The 14,878-nt window shown below is 64.8% G+C and carries 17 protein-coding genes and 1 pseudogene; 11 read left to right on the plus strand and 7 right to left on the minus strand.

Annotated features, from left to right (window positions below):
* Nucleotides 1–25: 25 nt before the first annotated feature.
* Nucleotides 26–395, minus strand: a pseudogene (locus tag ACW2Q0_RS20340) (IS1634 family transposase); the annotation flags it as partial.
* A gap of 205 nt (nt 396–600) precedes the next feature.
* Complete coding sequence (locus tag ACW2Q0_RS20345) at nt 601–2,697, minus strand: sugar transferase (protein ID WP_457192436.1); 2,097 nt, start codon at nt 2,695–2,697, stop codon at nt 601–603.
* Nucleotides 2,698–2,747: 50 nt separating this feature from the next.
* On the opposite strand from ACW2Q0_RS20345, the gene ACW2Q0_RS20350 reads away from it, so the two are divergent.
* Nucleotides 2,748–3,269, plus strand: a complete 522-nt coding sequence (locus ACW2Q0_RS20350) for a YncE family protein (protein WP_457192438.1) — start codon at nt 2,748–2,750, stop codon at nt 3,267–3,269.
* A 140-nt stretch (nt 3,270–3,409) separates the two neighbouring features.
* On the opposite strand, the gene ACW2Q0_RS20355 is transcribed toward ACW2Q0_RS20350, so the two are convergent.
* Both ACW2Q0_RS20355 and ACW2Q0_RS20360 read right to left on the minus strand, forming a co-directional pair.
* Entirely contained in the window at nt 3,410–4,768 is a 1,359-nt protein-coding gene (locus ACW2Q0_RS20355; protein WP_457192440.1) for a sensor histidine kinase, read from the minus strand.
* A complete protein-coding gene (locus tag ACW2Q0_RS20360; protein WP_457192442.1) occupies nt 4,765–5,463 on the minus strand; it encodes a response regulator transcription factor in 699 nt (232 codons plus the stop codon). The genes ACW2Q0_RS20355 and ACW2Q0_RS20360 overlap by 4 nt, the downstream gene beginning before the upstream one ends.
* 108 nt (nt 5,464–5,571) lie before the next feature.
* Between ACW2Q0_RS20360 and ACW2Q0_RS20365 the strand changes: the two genes are divergently transcribed.
* The 5 genes from ACW2Q0_RS20365 (at nt 5,572) to ACW2Q0_RS20385 (ending at nt 8,801) form a co-directional block, all read left to right on the plus strand.
* A complete protein-coding gene (locus ACW2Q0_RS20365) occupies nt 5,572–6,558 on the plus strand; it encodes a DUF1259 domain-containing protein (protein ID WP_457192444.1) in 987 nt (328 codons plus the stop codon).
* 10 nt (nt 6,559–6,568) lie between these two features.
* On the plus strand, nt 6,569–6,940 hold the full coding sequence (locus ACW2Q0_RS20370) for a cupredoxin domain-containing protein (protein ID WP_457192446.1): 372 nt from the start codon (nt 6,569–6,571) through the stop codon (nt 6,938–6,940).
* A 49-nt stretch (nt 6,941–6,989) separates the two neighbouring features.
* Nucleotides 6,990–7,337 (plus strand): oxidoreductase, encoded by a 348-nt coding sequence (locus tag ACW2Q0_RS20375; RefSeq protein WP_457192448.1) that lies wholly within the window; start codon nt 6,990–6,992, stop codon nt 7,335–7,337.
* A gap of 26 nt (nt 7,338–7,363) precedes the next feature.
* Nucleotides 7,364–7,732 carry a hypothetical protein gene (locus tag ACW2Q0_RS20380; protein ID WP_457192450.1) on the plus strand — a complete coding sequence of 123 codons (369 nt, stop codon included), beginning with the start codon at nt 7,364–7,366 and terminating at the stop codon, nt 7,730–7,732.
* A gap of 271 nt (nt 7,733–8,003) precedes the next feature.
* Nucleotides 8,004–8,801, plus strand: a complete 798-nt coding sequence (locus ACW2Q0_RS20385; RefSeq protein ID WP_457192452.1) for a class I SAM-dependent methyltransferase — start codon at nt 8,004–8,006, stop codon at nt 8,799–8,801.
* 654 nt (nt 8,802–9,455) lie between these two features.
* On the opposite strand, the gene ACW2Q0_RS20390 is transcribed toward ACW2Q0_RS20385, so the two are convergent.
* From ACW2Q0_RS20390 to ACW2Q0_RS20400, 3 genes are read right to left on the minus strand one after another with little or no spacing between them, the layout of a single operon-like run.
* Nucleotides 9,456–9,683, minus strand: coding sequence for a hypothetical protein (locus tag ACW2Q0_RS20390; protein WP_457192454.1), 228 nt, complete (start codon nt 9,681–9,683; stop codon nt 9,456–9,458).
* A gap of 46 nt (nt 9,684–9,729) precedes the next feature.
* Nucleotides 9,730–10,527 carry an SDR family NAD(P)-dependent oxidoreductase gene (locus ACW2Q0_RS20395; RefSeq protein WP_457192456.1) on the minus strand — a complete coding sequence of 266 codons (798 nt, stop codon included), beginning with the start codon at nt 10,525–10,527 and terminating at the stop codon, nt 9,730–9,732.
* Between the two features lie 51 nt (nt 10,528–10,578).
* Nucleotides 10,579–11,220: a TetR/AcrR family transcriptional regulator gene (locus ACW2Q0_RS20400; RefSeq protein ID WP_457192458.1), complete on the minus strand. Its 642-nt coding sequence runs from the start codon at nt 11,218–11,220 to the stop codon at nt 10,579–10,581.
* A 122-nt stretch (nt 11,221–11,342) separates the two neighbouring features.
* Here ACW2Q0_RS20400 and ACW2Q0_RS20405 point away from each other — a divergent pair, with 122 nt between their 5' ends.
* Genes ACW2Q0_RS20405 through ACW2Q0_RS20425 form a run of 5 tightly spaced genes read left to right on the plus strand, consistent with a single transcriptional unit; the run spans nt 11,343 to nt 14,872 of the window.
* A complete protein-coding gene (locus ACW2Q0_RS20405; protein ID WP_457192460.1) occupies nt 11,343–11,795 on the plus strand; it encodes a MaoC family dehydratase in 453 nt (150 codons plus the stop codon).
* On the plus strand, nt 11,792–12,532 hold the full coding sequence (gene fabG, locus ACW2Q0_RS20410; protein ID WP_457192462.1) for a 3-oxoacyl-ACP reductase FabG: 741 nt from the start codon (nt 11,792–11,794) through the stop codon (nt 12,530–12,532). The genes ACW2Q0_RS20405 and fabG overlap by 4 nt, the downstream gene beginning before the upstream one ends.
* Nucleotides 12,529–13,299: an enoyl-CoA hydratase/isomerase family protein gene (locus tag ACW2Q0_RS20415; protein ID WP_457192464.1), complete on the plus strand. Its 771-nt coding sequence runs from the start codon at nt 12,529–12,531 to the stop codon at nt 13,297–13,299. Before fabG ends, ACW2Q0_RS20415 begins: the two co-directional genes overlap by 4 nt.
* Nucleotides 13,296–14,087, plus strand: a complete 792-nt coding sequence (locus ACW2Q0_RS20420; RefSeq protein WP_457192466.1) for an enoyl-CoA hydratase/isomerase family protein — start codon at nt 13,296–13,298, stop codon at nt 14,085–14,087. Before ACW2Q0_RS20415 ends, ACW2Q0_RS20420 begins: the two co-directional genes overlap by 4 nt.
* Nucleotides 14,084–14,872, plus strand: a complete 789-nt coding sequence (locus ACW2Q0_RS20425; RefSeq protein ID WP_457192530.1) for an enoyl-CoA hydratase/isomerase family protein — start codon at nt 14,084–14,086, stop codon at nt 14,870–14,872. Before ACW2Q0_RS20420 ends, ACW2Q0_RS20425 begins: the two co-directional genes overlap by 4 nt.
* Nucleotides 14,873–14,878: the final 6 nt, after the last annotated feature.

The following is a 14,878-nucleotide window of genomic DNA, read 5'->3' on the forward strand; positions in this document are numbered from 1 at the left end:
GACCTGGACGGTGGTAGGTGGTGAAGCTGGTCGGTTCGATGATCCGCGCCAACACCAGATCGCGGAGCACCTCGTCGTCGGTGACGCGCGCGAAACCCAGAACCCGGTAGGCGTGATCGAGCGCGTCCCACAAATGCGCGGCCCGTGAACTCGCGATTTCCAAAGTCCCCGAAGGCAACTCGGCAGTTCCGCCCTCACCGGCCGGACCGCCGACACCGAGGTCGAGTTCGCCCTGGCCGCGAGCCAGGCGCTGGTTCGGCGCGGCCCGCAACCCTTCCAGCTCCGCGTCGTCGTGCGCCGAACCGACATGCTCGATATCGCGGGCTCCGCGTGGACCACACGATCTGCACCGCGGTCGTCCCCGACGCGGTCTTCACCGTCCGCACGTCGGCCACCCGGCCAGCGTACGAAGATCGAGTTAGTGTGCGAATTCAGGCCGACGCCACAGCGAACCCTCTGATCACCGGGCCGCGAGCGCCCCCGAGATCAACATCTGTCCGAAGTCAGGTGCGAGCCAGCCTAGGCCGGCCACCACAAAACAAACACTTACAGGCAATTCACTCGGGGGACCGGAAGGCAGGTAGGTGGTGCTGGTGCGTGTCAGTATTTGCCTTCCCCTTGGGTCACCGCGCGAACAGTTCTGGCGATCAAGCGGAGGTCTTGCCCCATGGAGAAGTTCTCGACATAGGACAGGTCCAGCCGCATCGAGCTGGCCTCTGATAGATCGGAACGTCCGCTGACCTGCCATAGCCCGGTAATCCCAGGCTTGACTATGAGCTGACGGAGTTGTTTGCCGTCGAATGCCGCGACCTCATGTGCGAGACAGGGCCGCGGTCCCACGACGCTCATGTCTCCTTTGATCACATTGAAGAATTGGGGGAGTTCATCAAAGCTGTATCGACGAAGAAGCCGTCCGATGGGAGTTACTCGCGGGTCATCTCTCATTTTGAAAAATATCGGAGAATCAAATTCATTGAGCGCACGGTTCACGATGGCATCGGCATCCATGTACATTGTTCTGAACCTGATCAGATCGAACGGAATTCCATTCAATCCCACGCGCTCGGACAAGTGGAATGCGGGTCCTCGACTACTCACCTTTATTGCGACAGCTATGATCAGAAGGACGGGTAAAATGGCAAAAAACGCCGCGCATGCGAAGGTTAGGTCGAAGAAACGTTTGGCAATTCTTTGGAAGCGGGACGGCGGGTGAATAGTCGATTGCACTTCGGTGCCGGCTTTGTCCGTGCCGGGCACCCGAACGTATCTGAGCGTCTCAGTTGCCTGGATTTTTTCGCTGACACGTAGTTCCAGCGTCACGCAACTGCAGTAGATTTCCCGAGCAGTCTTCAGCAGAATGTGCAGTGAAGCGATGCAGATTAGTCTCCGGTCCTTCGTTGCGCGGAGCGACAGGTGACGTCTCGGAAATTTTGGTGGTTTGTCGGCGCTTGCGTCCATGGCGGCGAGGGTTGTCCTCACGAAGGCCGCGAACAGAATCAGCGCATACCGAAGTCGTTTAATCCTCGTTTGAATGGCAGATGTCGATTCGCCACCTCCGGGGTGACTTCGGGAGAAGGTGAGTGCCGCTAGCCTCGAAATATCGTTCGATAGTCTACTGCCGACCTTGGGGAGACCTTCATCGATTGACCACGTCGGCGGAAGCGTCGAAGCGCCGAGAGGTTCCTGACCCATGGCAATTTGCATAGTTTGATGTAGAAGTGTTTTCAGATACACGCACTTGTGTTCGATTTGGCCACCATCACAATGAATGGAATCACCTGCGCGTGAATAGAGCGCTTCCGCCGCTTCTGCGCTGGCATTACTGGGCAACTTGACCGGGTATCGTTCGCCGAGGCCATTGCGGAAGTCGAATAGCACGTGTCCATCGACTTGATGGTTAATCATGGCGAGCAGATCCATCGAATCAGAATCAATGGAATTTCTGAACGCATGCCGAAGTTGCGGGTCTGTTATATCTGGAAATGGAATATATTCGTGCAGTACGTTGTTTCCGAGTATTGTCGATGCTAGGTCATCGTTCGTGTTGCCGAGGCGGTCATATGTCCACGATGGACTGGGATCAGATCCGCCAGGCCATACTCCTTCGGACAGTTCATGAACTGTGGGCAGGCGGTAGAGGTCTTGGGTCTCCAGTTCGGTGCCGAGCCAGTTACAGAAGTCCGCCGCATCTTCATGGCGGAGTCCAGTGATGGGTTCGTCTCCGCCGGATCTGAAATCGGATTTGCCTCTCCAGTGATCCGGAACCCGATCCGTCGGGTGGTCGGTCGATTCCAGGAAATATAGATACTCCCATTTGGTTATAGGGTCGGATGCGTATACGCCTGGCAGGATTCGCTTCTCTCGGTTCGCGCGAAGAAGCAATCTCGTTCGTGCCGCGATCCGTCGAGCGTCGTGATTGGTCATGATGTCGGGTGGACTTTGCATAGCGTTGACTGCATCCTGGAGTTCAACAGACAGTTCTCGCGCATCGTCGGCGCACTGAACGGCAAGCGTGAGCACACTGGCCGTAGATTTATCTGCTGGTGCGCTCTTTGCGTATGCGAGGCATGCCGCAACAACCGGTGTCGCGTCAGATCCTGCTATATAGAACAGAATGGTCTCGCGCCACCAATCGTCGCTAACTACCTGCGCGAGGTCTCGCCCCTTCGAATAGTCTTTGATGAACTCGGCAGCCAACCAACGAGCGCGCGGGCACCGAAACCGTTGCCGACGCCGACACCGGGACCGTGCGCGCGGCCGTGCCGCTGGGCGGTGAGGTCGGCAACGTTGTCTACGACCCGGCCCTCGACCGGATGGTGGTGGCGGTGCAGGGGCGCGGCGATGTCGCCCTCGTCGACCCGACGAGCTTCACGGTGGGCGACCGGATCCCGACCCCGGGGTGCGCCGGGCCGCACGGTCAGGCACTCGATGCCACCGACCAGCTGATGTTCGTCGGCTGCGAGGACAACGCCACCATGGTGACCGTCGACCTTGCCGGCCACCGGGTCACCGACCACAGCAGTGTCGGTCAGAGGCCTGACGTGATGGTCTACGACGCGGCCGCACACCGGCTGTACGTGGCGGCCGAAAGCGGCTGGGTCAATGTGTTCGACAACCGTGACGGGCACCCTGTGGGGGCCGGGTCCAAGCATCTGGCCGACGGCGCGCACACCCTGGCCCTGGACCCGTCCACCCACCACAGCTACTTCCCCATCCCCAAGGACTCCGCCGGTGGGCCGGTGCTCTGGGAATTCGAACCCACCACGTGACCCGATCAGGCTGCACGGAATACGTTGCGCCGCTGGACAATTCGGTGAGCGTCCGAGCCTGGGCCGATGCTGCCCGTTCCCACGGTCCGGCCTGACCGCCTCGCGCAGCTGACGGCCCGGTGAGCTGTGAGCCCAGCTGGCTAGGTCGTTGTTCCTGCACCCGTGAGTTGTGCGGGCAAGGTGAGGGTGACTTCGATACCGCCGTCGGGGTGGTTGGCGGCGGTGACGGTGGCGTGGTTGCGCAAGGCGAGGGTCGCGACGATGGCCAAGCCGAGTCCGCTGCCGCCGCGGGTGCGGGCGGTGTCGGCGCGGGTGAATCGTTCGAACGCCTGCGGCAGGAACCGCGACGCCATGCCGGGCCCGTGGTCACGCACCCGCACTTCGACCGTGCTCACGTCGGGCCGGTCAGCGCGGATATGGACAGGAGGTGCGCCGTGTTCGAGGGCGTTGTCGAGCAGGTTGGTCAGGATTCGGTCGAGATCGCCCGCGTCGGCGCGGATTTCGAGGTCGGGTGGGCATTCGACGGTGATGTCCCCGGCGGTGAGGCCATGGCGGGCGACCACCACATCGAGCAGCGGTCGCAGTGTCAGGGCCGGCAGTGGGGCATCGGGATCGCGCGGGGTGCCGGCCGTGGCGGCGAGCATCGCTCGCGCGAGCCGTGAGAGCCGCTCGACCTCATCAAGTGCCGAGCGCAGCGAGTCGGTGAGTTCGGCATTGGTGCGGGGACGGCGCAGTGCGAGTTCGAGTTCGGTGGTGAGCAGCCCGAGCGGTGTGCGTAGTTCGTGGCCGGCGTCGGCGACGAACTGTCGTTCCCGGTCGAGGGCTTCGTGTAGGCGGGTGAGGAGATCGTTGAATGTTGTTCCCAGTCGCGAGATTTCGTCGTTCGCGGGCGGAATCGGTAGCCGTGCGGTGGGGTCGGTGTGGGTGATGCCGGCGGCGCGGGCGCGCATGCGTTCCACCGGCCGAAGCGCCGCGATGGCCAGCAGGTAAGCGCCGATCGCGGCGGCGAGGAGCACGAGCGGGAAACCGACTGCGAGTTCGCGCGACAGGTCGGTGACCGCGGCGTCGCGGTCGGCCAGGCTCTCGGCCACCACCACGATACGGTCGCCGGGGGCGCTGGCGGCGGCTATCCGGACCGGGCCCGCAAGCCCCGCCGCCGTGGGGTGATCGCTGATCAGGGTGCCGCGGCGGGCGGTGTCGAGCTCCGATGTCGACAGCACCGACGGACCGGGCATCTCTTGGGTGGTGGCCACGACCTGTCCACTGCTGGACAGGATCTGGATCGTGGTGTCCTGGCTCGGGCCGGGCAGCGTCGGGTCGGCCGCAGCCGCCAGGGGCCGTAGTTCGTCGAGTTGGTATTCCAGCGATTCGGTGACCGAGGTGTCCAGGAACGAGCGCATATGGGTGACGGTGGTGTAGCCCGACGCCGCGAGGACGACCGCCATCATGATCGTGAACGCGACGGTGAGCCGGATACGGATCGGCCAGCGGCGGATCATGGTGTCGGGCTTTCGATCCGGCCGCCGTCGGCGCGCAGCCGATAGCCGGCGCCGCGCACGGTCTCGAGGGAGGTCACATCGAACGGGCGATCTATTTTGTCGCGCAGGCCGCGGATGTGGACATCGACCACGTTGGAGCGCGATTCGTAGGCGAAGTCCCAACAGTGCTCGGTGAGCACATCCCGGGTGAGTACCGCGCCGGGCTGGCGGGCGAACATCTCCAGCAGCGCGTATTCCTTTGCGGTGAGCACGATTTCGGTGTCACCGCGCCAGCATTGACGGCTCGCGGTGTCCAGCCGCAGATCCCCGACCCTCAGCACGATAGGACGTGGCGTGGGCCCGCGCCGGAGCAGGGCACGGATCCGCGCGAGCAACTCGTCGAGATGAAACGGCTTGGTCAGGTAGTCATCGGCGCCCTCGTCCAGGCCGCTGACCCGATCGCGGATCGCAGCGCGGGCGGTCAGCATCAACACCGGCACCCAGATTCCGTCGCGCCGCAGCCGCTGGCAGACCTCGAACCCGGAATAGCCGGGCAGCATCACATCCAGCACGATCGCGTCGTAGGCGCGGCTGGCGGCGGCGCCGTACCCGTCGGGCCCGTCGGCAGCGAGATCGACCGCGTAGCCTTCCTCGGCCAGGCTGCGGCGCAGCAGCCCGGCCATCTTCGGTTCGTCCTCAACGACCAGCACGCGCATGATCGGTCATCCCTTCCCGTCTTCATCTCGGCTTCATGAAGTGTCGATACACCTGTGCGTGTGGTCTCGTCCCAGACCTACATGTACTCCACGACGACAGGAAAAACTATGTCCGATTCTGCTCGCCGCTCCCGCCGCGGCGCGGCGCTCGTAGTTGCGGCGCTGCTGGTGACGGCGCTAGCGGCATGCTCGAACACCAGCAGCAATTCGGGTGGTTCGAGCACGACCATGCCCATGTCCGCCGGCGCACGCCATCAGCCCGTCGCCACCACCGATGCGGATTGGAAACCGGTCACCGACGCCCTCGCCCGCACCGGGAAGTTCGGCGATAACAACACCGTCTACCGCGTCCCACTGGTGCGCTCGGACCTGCAGGTCACCACAGCCGGTGTGTCGATCAAGCCGGGCCTGTCACTGGGTGGATACGCGGCATTCGGCAAATACGACGACGGCACCATGCTCATGGGTGACCTCGTCGTCACCGAGGACGAACTGCCCAAGGTCACCGACGCGTTGCACGCCAACGGCATCGAGCAGAGCGCACTGCACAAGCACCTGCTCGAACAGTCCCCGCCCGTCTGGTGGACCCACATCCACGCCATGGGCGACCCGGCCCAGCTCGCCAAAGGCTTGAAGGCGGCGCTGGACGCCACCGCCATCGCCCCGGCCGCCGCGCCGCCGGCCCAGCAGCCACCGGTCGACATCGACACCGCCGGCGTGGACGCCGCTCTCGGCCGCAAAGGCACCGCTGATGGTGGCCTGTACAAGTTCACCATCGCTCGCGCCGACACGATCGTCGACGACGCCCACGTCGTCCCGCCCACGTTCGGTGACACGACCGGGATCAACTTCCAGCCCGTCGGCGCCGGCAAGGCCGCCATCAACGGCGACTTCGTCCTGACCGCGTCGGAGGTAAACAAGGTGATCGAGGCGCTGCGCACCGGCAACATTGCCGTGGTCGAGGTGCACAACCACTCCCTCACCGACGACCCGCGCCTGTTCTACCTGCACTACTGGGCCGTCGACGACGCCGTCACCCTCGCCAAGGCACTGCGCCCGGCCCTGGACGCCACCCACCTCACCCCCGCGAAATGAGCTGCTGCCGATGCTCCCCACCGGCCGACCACGCCACCGGCTCGCGCTCGCATCCCTGCTCGCGATACTCGGCATGGTCGTACTGGCCGGCTGCGGGGCGACCGGCCCGTCTGCGACCACCGCGACAGGCTCGGCCGAAATCCGGACCTCGGCCGACCCGGACTACATCGTTCCCGCCGCCGTGCCGCCCGGCGCCACCGTACGTGTACTCAACCAGCATTCGTCGATGCACGACGTGACAGCCGACGACGCAACGTTCCACACGCGGTTGCTCCGACAAGACGAATCCGACATCTTCACCGCGCCACAGCAACCCGGCTCCTACCCGTTCCACTGCAGCAAACACCCCAACCTGAGAGGCACCCTCATCGTTGCCCCCTGACACCCCACCCCGGCGACTGCTGAGCGATCTGTGGCGACGGATCACCGGTATGTTCGGCCACCCGGCCGCCCGGCGGCGCGGCGCGGCCGATCAACGGCGAATCACCGTCGACCGCACCGGATCTCGCACCCGCTCGGCCCACGCTGCCACCGTAGACGACCTGCGGCAGATACGGCTGTTCGTCTGGCTGCACCACGGCGATGTCGAACTGTTCCTCGAACCCGCGACCATCGCGACCGACACCACCGTGCTCGCGCTCGCCGGCAACGGCGAATGGATTCGCCGCCGCGTCGGCGGCCCGGCCATCGAATGGGTACTGGGCCGCGAGCTCACCGCCCCCGTCTACAACGTCATACCCGTCGGCCAGCCCGCCGTGACCCACCGCCACCAAAACTGACCGGCCCGCTCGAAACGAGGAAACCCATGACTACATCGGCTGCCGGGCCGGTATTCAGCCACCCCCACATCCTGCTGACCGCCGCGATCACCGCCGTACTCACCATCCCGCTGGCGGTGTGGCGACTCGGCCGCACCGCCTGGGTCGACGGGCTCGGCCTCGGAGTCGCGGCTGGCGTGTCAGTGTGGTTATGGCGTACCAGCGCCAACATGCCCCAACTCAACGACGACGGACTGCCCGGATTCTCCGCCAACGACTGGCTCGCCCCCGTACTCACCTATGTGTTCCTGTCGCTCTACGCCGCAGCCCGCCCACCCGCTGATCGGCGCCGTTTCCACCAGACCCGCGCCCTAGCGGTGCTGGTAAGTCTGGCCGTCAATGCCATCACCATCTGAGCATCATCGGTACACACGACCGAGGACCCCGCCAAGACTGGTGCCGGGTGCTCTCCCGAACGCCTTGTAGCCGGAATCGCGGTGCGATCCGATGACCTTCATCGTCGTTTCATCTGTGCGGTGTACCTGTGAATCATCCGTCCGAGCGGCACATCCTCTAGGAGGCCCTCATGACAACTCGATCCTTACCCCACGGAGGATCTACATCTTTCCAGGAAGACACCGTGCGCACCTGTCAGCGCCTCTGCGGGTGCCGGCACCGGAGCACACGATGACACCGACACGTGTCAAAACGAGCACGGTGCGTGAACAGGCCAGCGACGCCGAACTGCGGGCACGCCAGGCGAATTCGTTCGGCACGGACGCAGCCGCCTACAACGAGCACCGGCCCGACTATCCAGCGGCCGCCATCCGGTGGGCGCTACAACCCGTGCACGACGTGCCCGAACCCGAAGTTCTCGATCTCGGCGCCGGCACCGGAAAACTCACCGGCAACCTACTCACCGCCGACGCGCGAGTAACCGCGGTCGAACCGGACGAGGCGATGCGGGCTGAATTCCGCCGACAGCACCCTGAAGTACCCGCCCTGTCCGGAACCGCCGAAGCCATCCCACTATCCAACAACTCGGTCCACGCCGTGCTGGTCGGCCAAGCCTTCCACTGGTTCGACCAGCAACGCGCCTTCCCGGAGATCGCCCGGGTACTGCGACCCGGCGGGGTGTTCGCCGCATTCTGGAACATCCACGACATCGCCATCGCCTGGGTCGCCGAACTCGACCGGCTGTCCGGGTGCGCCCTCACCTACCAACGCCGCACCCAGCACACCATCCCCACCCAGCCTTTGTTCCACCCATTCGAACGCACTGAATTCCCGCACACTCACCGCCGCACCGCCGAATCCCTCACCGCCACCCTCGCAACCCACTCACACACCCTCGTGGCCTCCCCAGAACAACGCGCGGAAACACTCACACGCCTCGCCGACTACCTGCACAACCGCCCTGAAACCCGTACCGGCGAATTCGACCTCCCACTGCGCACCCTCGCGATCCGCAGCCGACGCCGCTGAGCGCGCTCCCGCCTCCAGCCGGAGACCGCTGCTCGGTTCGCCCAGCAGGAATAGGAGTCACCGGCGGGCACCTTGCGCCGCACCAGGTTCCGCCGACGATCACGAAAACAACGCCCATCGGCTGCTGCCTGCAGCCGAATGAGCGCGGTCTCGGTGGTCGCCAGGCGCTTGTTGAGGCGTTCGTTTCCAGCTGGAAAGACATTCGTGATATGACCGTCGACGATCCGCCTGGCCGAAATGCTGGTTTCTCAGGGTTCTCTCAGCTGAGCCCGTATTGAACCCCCACAGGCCACCACCTGGCGGTTTTGCGATGATTCCGCTTGAAAAGTCACCCAACCTCCTGCATAACCGCAGTTAGATAGGGTGACGTAATGCATTGGTTGTGTCCGGAGGGGGACACATGCGCTAACCACACAGATCGACCTGCGGAAACGCTGAGCGTGTGGCACGGTTCGGGAATTTCCAGCGACTTGCCGGATGTGTCGATGTGAGGGGTTGCTGTCGACAGCAGTTGCCGCTGCGGGATGACTGTGCCTTACCTCCGGGGTCATCAAGCTGTGCATCGATGTGGAGGCCGCTTTTGCGCGCCGACGGTGACGCCGAACAAGCAGGTCCGGGCGGTCGGTTGTGGACCAAGCCGGTCTGTGGCGGCGTCTACATCGCGCGGTGCTCGACGAGCTGTGCAACCAAGGCAAAATCGATGCAAAATACAAACTGTCGTACTAGTCCGATGTCGACGGTGTCGCGCACCACATCGGCGATCGGCGCGCAGTCTTCGCGGTCGATGTGTGTGGCCAGCGGCGCCCATTTCTCGCCAAAGGCGCAGGCGCGGGCCTGGATGTCGGCTTGGGCGGGGGAGAGGTCGAAAGCTGTTGTATCCATGTAAGTTCCGCTCGTGATGGTGTGATAGCGTGGGGTGTGGCCGGAGTCAGGGCATGGTGTAGCCGCCGCTGACCGAGAACACCTGGCCGGTGACCTGGCGGGCGGCGGCATCGGAAGACACCCACACCACGGCATTGGCGATGTCCTCGGCCTTAGTGAGGCGGCGCAGCGGAATGTCCTTGCGGAGGAACTCGATCTGCTTCTCGTTGAACACCGAATCCCCACCCGCGGCCCAGAGGCTGTCTTTCCCGACCGCGTCGGGCCCTTCGGGGATGACCAGTCCAGGGCAGACGACATTCGAGCGGATGCCGTGGCGGCCGTGCTCCCGGGCGGTGGTGCGTGCCAAAGCGATGAGCGCCGCCTTCGTGGCCCCGTAGACGCCTTGCCGGATCTGTCCGAACGCGGCATCACTGGAGATGAATACGATCGAGCCGCGGCCTGCTCCCCGCATCGCCGGAATGGCGGCCTGGGTGGCTGCGATCGCTGTGTAGAGGTTGACCTCCACGGTGCGCTGCCATTTGGCACGATCGGTGTCCTCGGCGATGAACCCGGGCACGCTCCACCCGGCATTGTTCACGAGCACATCGAGCCCGTTCCAACCCTGGACGGCCCGATCCACTGCATCGTGCGCGACACCCTCGGCGGTGAGGTCCCCGGCCGCGACTCCGACCGCGGCAGCGCCTAATTCGAGTGCTTCGCCACGCACCTTCTCCGCTTGTTCGGCGTCGATGTCACTGATGACGATGCGTGCACCCTCGCGGGCGAAGCCGTGCACGATGCCACGCCCGATATTGGAGCCGCCGCCTGTGACGAGAACACGGGCGTTGCGCAGCTGCAGATCCATGCGGTCCAACTCCTTCGTCTATGACCGAGTCAGAGTCTAATTTACATTCAATTAAACATCTAGGGCGGAGCTCGCGCTTCCAGTCCCGAGTCCGCAGCGGACGATGATCTGCGCGGTGTGGACCACCGCATCCAGCGGGCCCGCCTCGGGCGTCCACCACTCCGCGGCCCAGTTCAGAGCTCCGAGAATCAGCATGCGTGCGGTGCGCAGATCCAGATGACCGGGCAATTCGCCGGCGTCGGCGGCCTCTTGGAACAGCTTCTTCCAGACCCTGCCGTAAGCGGTCTCCTCGGTCTGCTGTCGAGCGCGGATGGTGTCCGGCACCTGTGCGGCATTCCGGATGGAGGCGGTGGTGTAGTCGGAGATCTCGAGTTCGTGGCGCAGGTGGGCCTCGACGGCGACCATGATCCGCTCGATGGCTGGCGTCGGTGACGGCAGCGCGTCCAGGATCGCCGAAACGTGCTCGCGCATGTCGGCAATGCCCGACCACATGACCTCTTCGACGAGGTCGTCGCGCGAGGGGAAGTAGTAGTAGATCGCGGGCGCTTGCAGCTCAGCGCGTTCGGCGACCTCGGAGAGCCGCGTGCCCGTGTAGCCCTTTCGGCTGAGAATGTATGCCGCCGCGTCGAGTATGCGCTTGCGCGTTCGAGTGGACTTCGATTCCGCGCTCTCGTCGGTGACCGGTCGTGCCATGTCGGTGCCTCCGATCTTCGCTCGCGGCCGGTTCGGTCACGGCCGGGGTCGGGGTGGTACAGGATTGACCTATCGAACATTCAAATCTATATTAAATTCAAAGTCTAGTGAGGAGTGCTGACGTGCGAGTTTTCGCCACCATCGAGGAGTTCGCGGCCGCTGCTGGGACACCCCTGGGAACCACCGAATGGCTCGAGGTCGACCAGAAGCGGATCGACACCTTCGCTGATGCGACCGGTGACCACCAGTGGATCCATGTCGATCCGGAGCGGGCTGCCGAGGGGCCGTTCAAGGGCACCATCGCGCACGGGCTGCTGACCCTGTCGCTGTTGCCGGTGCTCAACCACCAGCTCTACACGATCGAAAAGCTCTCCATGGCAGTCAATTACGGCTTCAACAAGGTGCGCTTCATTTCGCCGGTGCCGGTGAACTCGCGAGTGCGGGCCACCACCACTATCGACTCCGTCGACGAGGTGCCGGGCGGTATCCAGGCGAAGATGATCACCACCATCGAGGTGGAGGGCTCGGCCAAGCCGGCCTGTGTCGCCGAGTCGATCGCGCGGTTCATCGCATGACCGGCGCCCTTCTCGATGGAAAGACCGCTGTGGTTACCGGTGCCGCGGGGGGTATCGGACTGGCCATCGCGGAGCTGTTCTACGCGCACGGCGCCTCGGTCGTGCTGGCCGATCTGAATGAAAATGGTGCCCGGGCCGCCGCCGAATCGCTGGGCGAACGCGCGATCGGCCTCGGCTGCAACGTGACCGACGAGGATTCGGTCCAGACACTGGTGGACGAGACGGTGAGCTGGGCCGGTGGGCTCGATGTATTCGTCAACAACGCCGGCGTCACCCGGGACGCGTCGCTGCGCAAGATGACCGTGGCCGACTTCGACACCGTGATCGCCGTGCATCTGCGCGGGACGTGGCTCGGATTGCGGGCTGCCTCCGCGGTCATGCGCGACGCGGGGCGCGGCTCGATCATCAATATGTCCTCGCTATCGGGCAAGTCCGGGAACCCGGGCCAGACCAACTACAGCGCCGCCAAGGCGGGCATTGTCGGCATGACCAAGGCAGGCGCGAAGGAACTGGCGCACAAGAACGTTCGTGTCAATGCCATCCAGCCCGGCCTCATCCGCACCGCCATGACCGAGGCCATGCCGCCGGAAGTCTTCGCCGAACGCGAGGCGGCCATTCCGATGAAGCGCGCGGGTGAGCCGCGGGAAGTGGCCGGTGCCGCACTGTTCCTCGCCTCCGACCTGTCCAGCTATATGACCGGTGCGGTGCTCGAGGTCGGGGGAGGGAGGTTGATGTGACGCCGTCGGAGTGCGTACTGACCGAGGTGATCGGCGACGTCGGCACCATCACCTTGAATCGGCCCGAGCGGATGAACGCCATCACGGTCGAGCTGGGTGCACGGTTGCACCTGGCGCTCATCGAAACCGCAGCGCGAGCGAAGGTGGTCGTGATTCGCGGTAGCGGTGGAAACTTTTGCGCCGGAGGCGATTTCCACGAACTGGAACGCCTGCGTGCAGAAGGCTGGGATGCCATGGCGCCGTTGTTCGCCAACTTCCGAGCCGCCTGCGACGCCATCGCCGAGCTGCCGATCCCGCTGATCTGCGCGGTCGAAGGCTATGCCACCGCCGGTGGTTTCGAGCTGGCGCAGGCGGCCGACATCGTGCTCGTGCACGAAAACGCCGTGCTTGCCGACATCCACTCGCGGTACGGGCAGGTGCCGGGTGGCGGCAGCACGCAGCGGCTGCCGCGCCTGGTCGGACGGCAGCGTGCACTGGCGCACATCCTCACCGGGGACCGGCTCACCGCCGACGACGCGCTGGCTTGGGGATTGGCCTACCGGAAATTCTCCGACGCCGACTTCGACTCCGGCGTGCGGGGTTTCGCCGAACAACTGGCCGCGAGGAACTCCGCCGCCCTGGCCAAGAGCAAACGGCTCGTCAACCAGGGGCTGGGCCTGCCACTGGCCGAGGGGCTGAGCCTGGAGTTCGAGACGGTCCTGGACCACCTGACCAGCCGTTCCGCGGCGGACGGGATCGATTCGTTCACCACAGGGAGCAACCGATGACTGATCTGGTTCGTGTCGACGTCGTCGACGACGGCATCGCCCGCATGCTGTTGAACAGCCCGGACACCTCCAACGGTATGGACGTGCCGTTCCTGAAGGCATTGCATTCCGCGATCCTGGCCGTGCACGGTGATCCGCGAGTCCGGGCGGTGCTGCTCTCGGGCGCGGGCAAGAACTTCTGTGCCGGCGGGAATGTGAAGGTCTTCGCATCCAAGGGCGAGCAACTGCCCGACTATTTGCGCGAAGCCACAGCATGGTTGCAGATCGCGGTATCGGCCCTCACCCAGTTGAACGTCCCCGTGATCGCTGCGGTCCACGGGTTCGCAGCCGGTGGCGGCGGTTTCGGATTAGTGTGCGCTGCGGACTTCGTGATCGCCGCCGACACGGCGAAGTTCATGTCCGGTGCGGTACGCGTGGGCATGGCGCCGGACGCGGGCGTCTCGGTGACCCTCACCCAGCTTGTCGGTCTGCGCAAGGCCATGCACATTCTGTTGACCAATCCGGTCCTCGACGCCACGGAGGCGCTCGAGATCGGCCTGCTGACCACGGTGGTGCCCGCCGCCGACCTCGAGGCCGAATCTCTCGCCTACGCGCGCCAATTCACCACGACCGCTCCGATGGCGATCGGCGCGACCAAACGCCTGCTGTGGGGCGGAGTGGGCGCGACGCTGGCCGACCGGCTGCCCGAAGAGGCGCGCACGGTCTCAGAACTGTCGGGCACTGCCGACTCGCGCGAGGGTCTTGCCGCAGTCCTCGAGCGCCGTGAACCAAAGTTCCGAGGTGAATAACTGTGTCCGCCAATGAATCACCAGTCCTGACCGAAGACCGCGGTCCGATTCGGATCGTCACCCTGAATCGGCCGCAGCGTCGTAATGCCATCGATCTGCCTCTGCGGTACGCGCTGGCCGAACGACTCGAGGAGTCCATGGCCGACCCGAGCGTGCGGGTGATCGTGCTGACCGGCGCGGGCGCGGGATTCTGTGCGGGAGGCGATATTTCGACCATGCGCCGCATGGACGAAGCGGAAGCCCGTCCGCGCGCCGAGGCTGCCCAACGCGTGGTTCGTGCCATCTGGCAGGGTGGCAAGCCCGTCATCGCTGCGGTCGAGGGCGCGGCGTTCGGGGCGGGTGTGTCCCTTGCTCTGGCTTGTGACCGGGTAGTCGCAGCGGCGGACGCCGTATTCAGCACCGCGTTCACTGGAGTAGGTCTGGCCGGAGATATGGGCATTTTCGCTTCGCTCCCGGCGCGCGTCGGTATGACCAAGGCCCGCGAACTCATGCTGCTGCCCGCCCGGTTGACCGGAACCGAGGCGGCCGAGCTCCACTTGGCCGATGCGGTCGTCGCTGCGGGTACGGCATTGGAGTCCGCGCTCGCGGACGCCGAGCGCATGGCCATCGCGCCGCCGCTGGCGGTCGCCGCACTGAAGCAGATGTTCGCGCGCTGGCCGCGCGATCCGATGACGGTGCTGGACAACGAAGTCGACAATCAGGTGAAGCTGTTCGACTCCGAAGATTTCGCCGAGGGTGTCTCGGCGTTCCATGAGAAAAGAACTCCCGTATTTCGCGGGAAATAGCGGAAG

It is taken from the genome of Nocardia citri (genome assembly GCF_054065835.1).

What these genes read in the sequence shown, in the direction of transcription:
- ACW2Q0_RS20355 (WP_457192440.1), bottom strand. Translation starts at nt 4,768, where the DNA reads ATGATCCGCCGCTGGCCGATCCGTATCCGGCTCACCGTCGCGTTCACG.
- ACW2Q0_RS20360 (WP_457192442.1), bottom strand. Translation starts at nt 5,463, where the DNA reads ATGCGCGTGCTGGTCGTTGAGGACGAACCGAAGATGGCCGGGCTGCTG.
- ACW2Q0_RS20365 (WP_457192444.1), top strand. Translation starts at nt 5,572, where the DNA reads ATGTCCGATTCTGCTCGCCGCTCCCGCCGCGGCGCGGCGCTCGTAGTT.
- ACW2Q0_RS20370 (WP_457192446.1), top strand. Translation starts at nt 6,569, where the DNA reads ATGCTCCCCACCGGCCGACCACGCCACCGGCTCGCGCTCGCATCCCTG.
- ACW2Q0_RS20375 (WP_457192448.1), top strand. Translation starts at nt 6,990, where the DNA reads ATGTTCGGCCACCCGGCCGCCCGGCGGCGCGGCGCGGCCGATCAACGG.
- ACW2Q0_RS20380 (WP_457192450.1), top strand. Translation starts at nt 7,364, where the DNA reads ATGACTACATCGGCTGCCGGGCCGGTATTCAGCCACCCCCACATCCTG.
- ACW2Q0_RS20385 (WP_457192452.1), top strand. Translation starts at nt 8,004, where the DNA reads ATGACACCGACACGTGTCAAAACGAGCACGGTGCGTGAACAGGCCAGC.
- ACW2Q0_RS20390 (WP_457192454.1), bottom strand. Translation starts at nt 9,683, where the DNA reads ATGGATACAACAGCTTTCGACCTCTCCCCCGCCCAAGCCGACATCCAG.
- ACW2Q0_RS20395 (WP_457192456.1), bottom strand. Translation starts at nt 10,527, where the DNA reads ATGGATCTGCAGCTGCGCAACGCCCGTGTTCTCGTCACAGGCGGCGGC.
- ACW2Q0_RS20400 (WP_457192458.1), bottom strand. Translation starts at nt 11,220, where the DNA reads ATGGCACGACCGGTCACCGACGAGAGCGCGGAATCGAAGTCCACTCGA.
- fabG (WP_457192462.1), top strand. Translation starts at nt 11,792, where the DNA reads ATGACCGGCGCCCTTCTCGATGGAAAGACCGCTGTGGTTACCGGTGCC.
- ACW2Q0_RS20420 (WP_457192466.1), top strand. Translation starts at nt 13,296, where the DNA reads ATGACTGATCTGGTTCGTGTCGACGTCGTCGACGACGGCATCGCCCGC.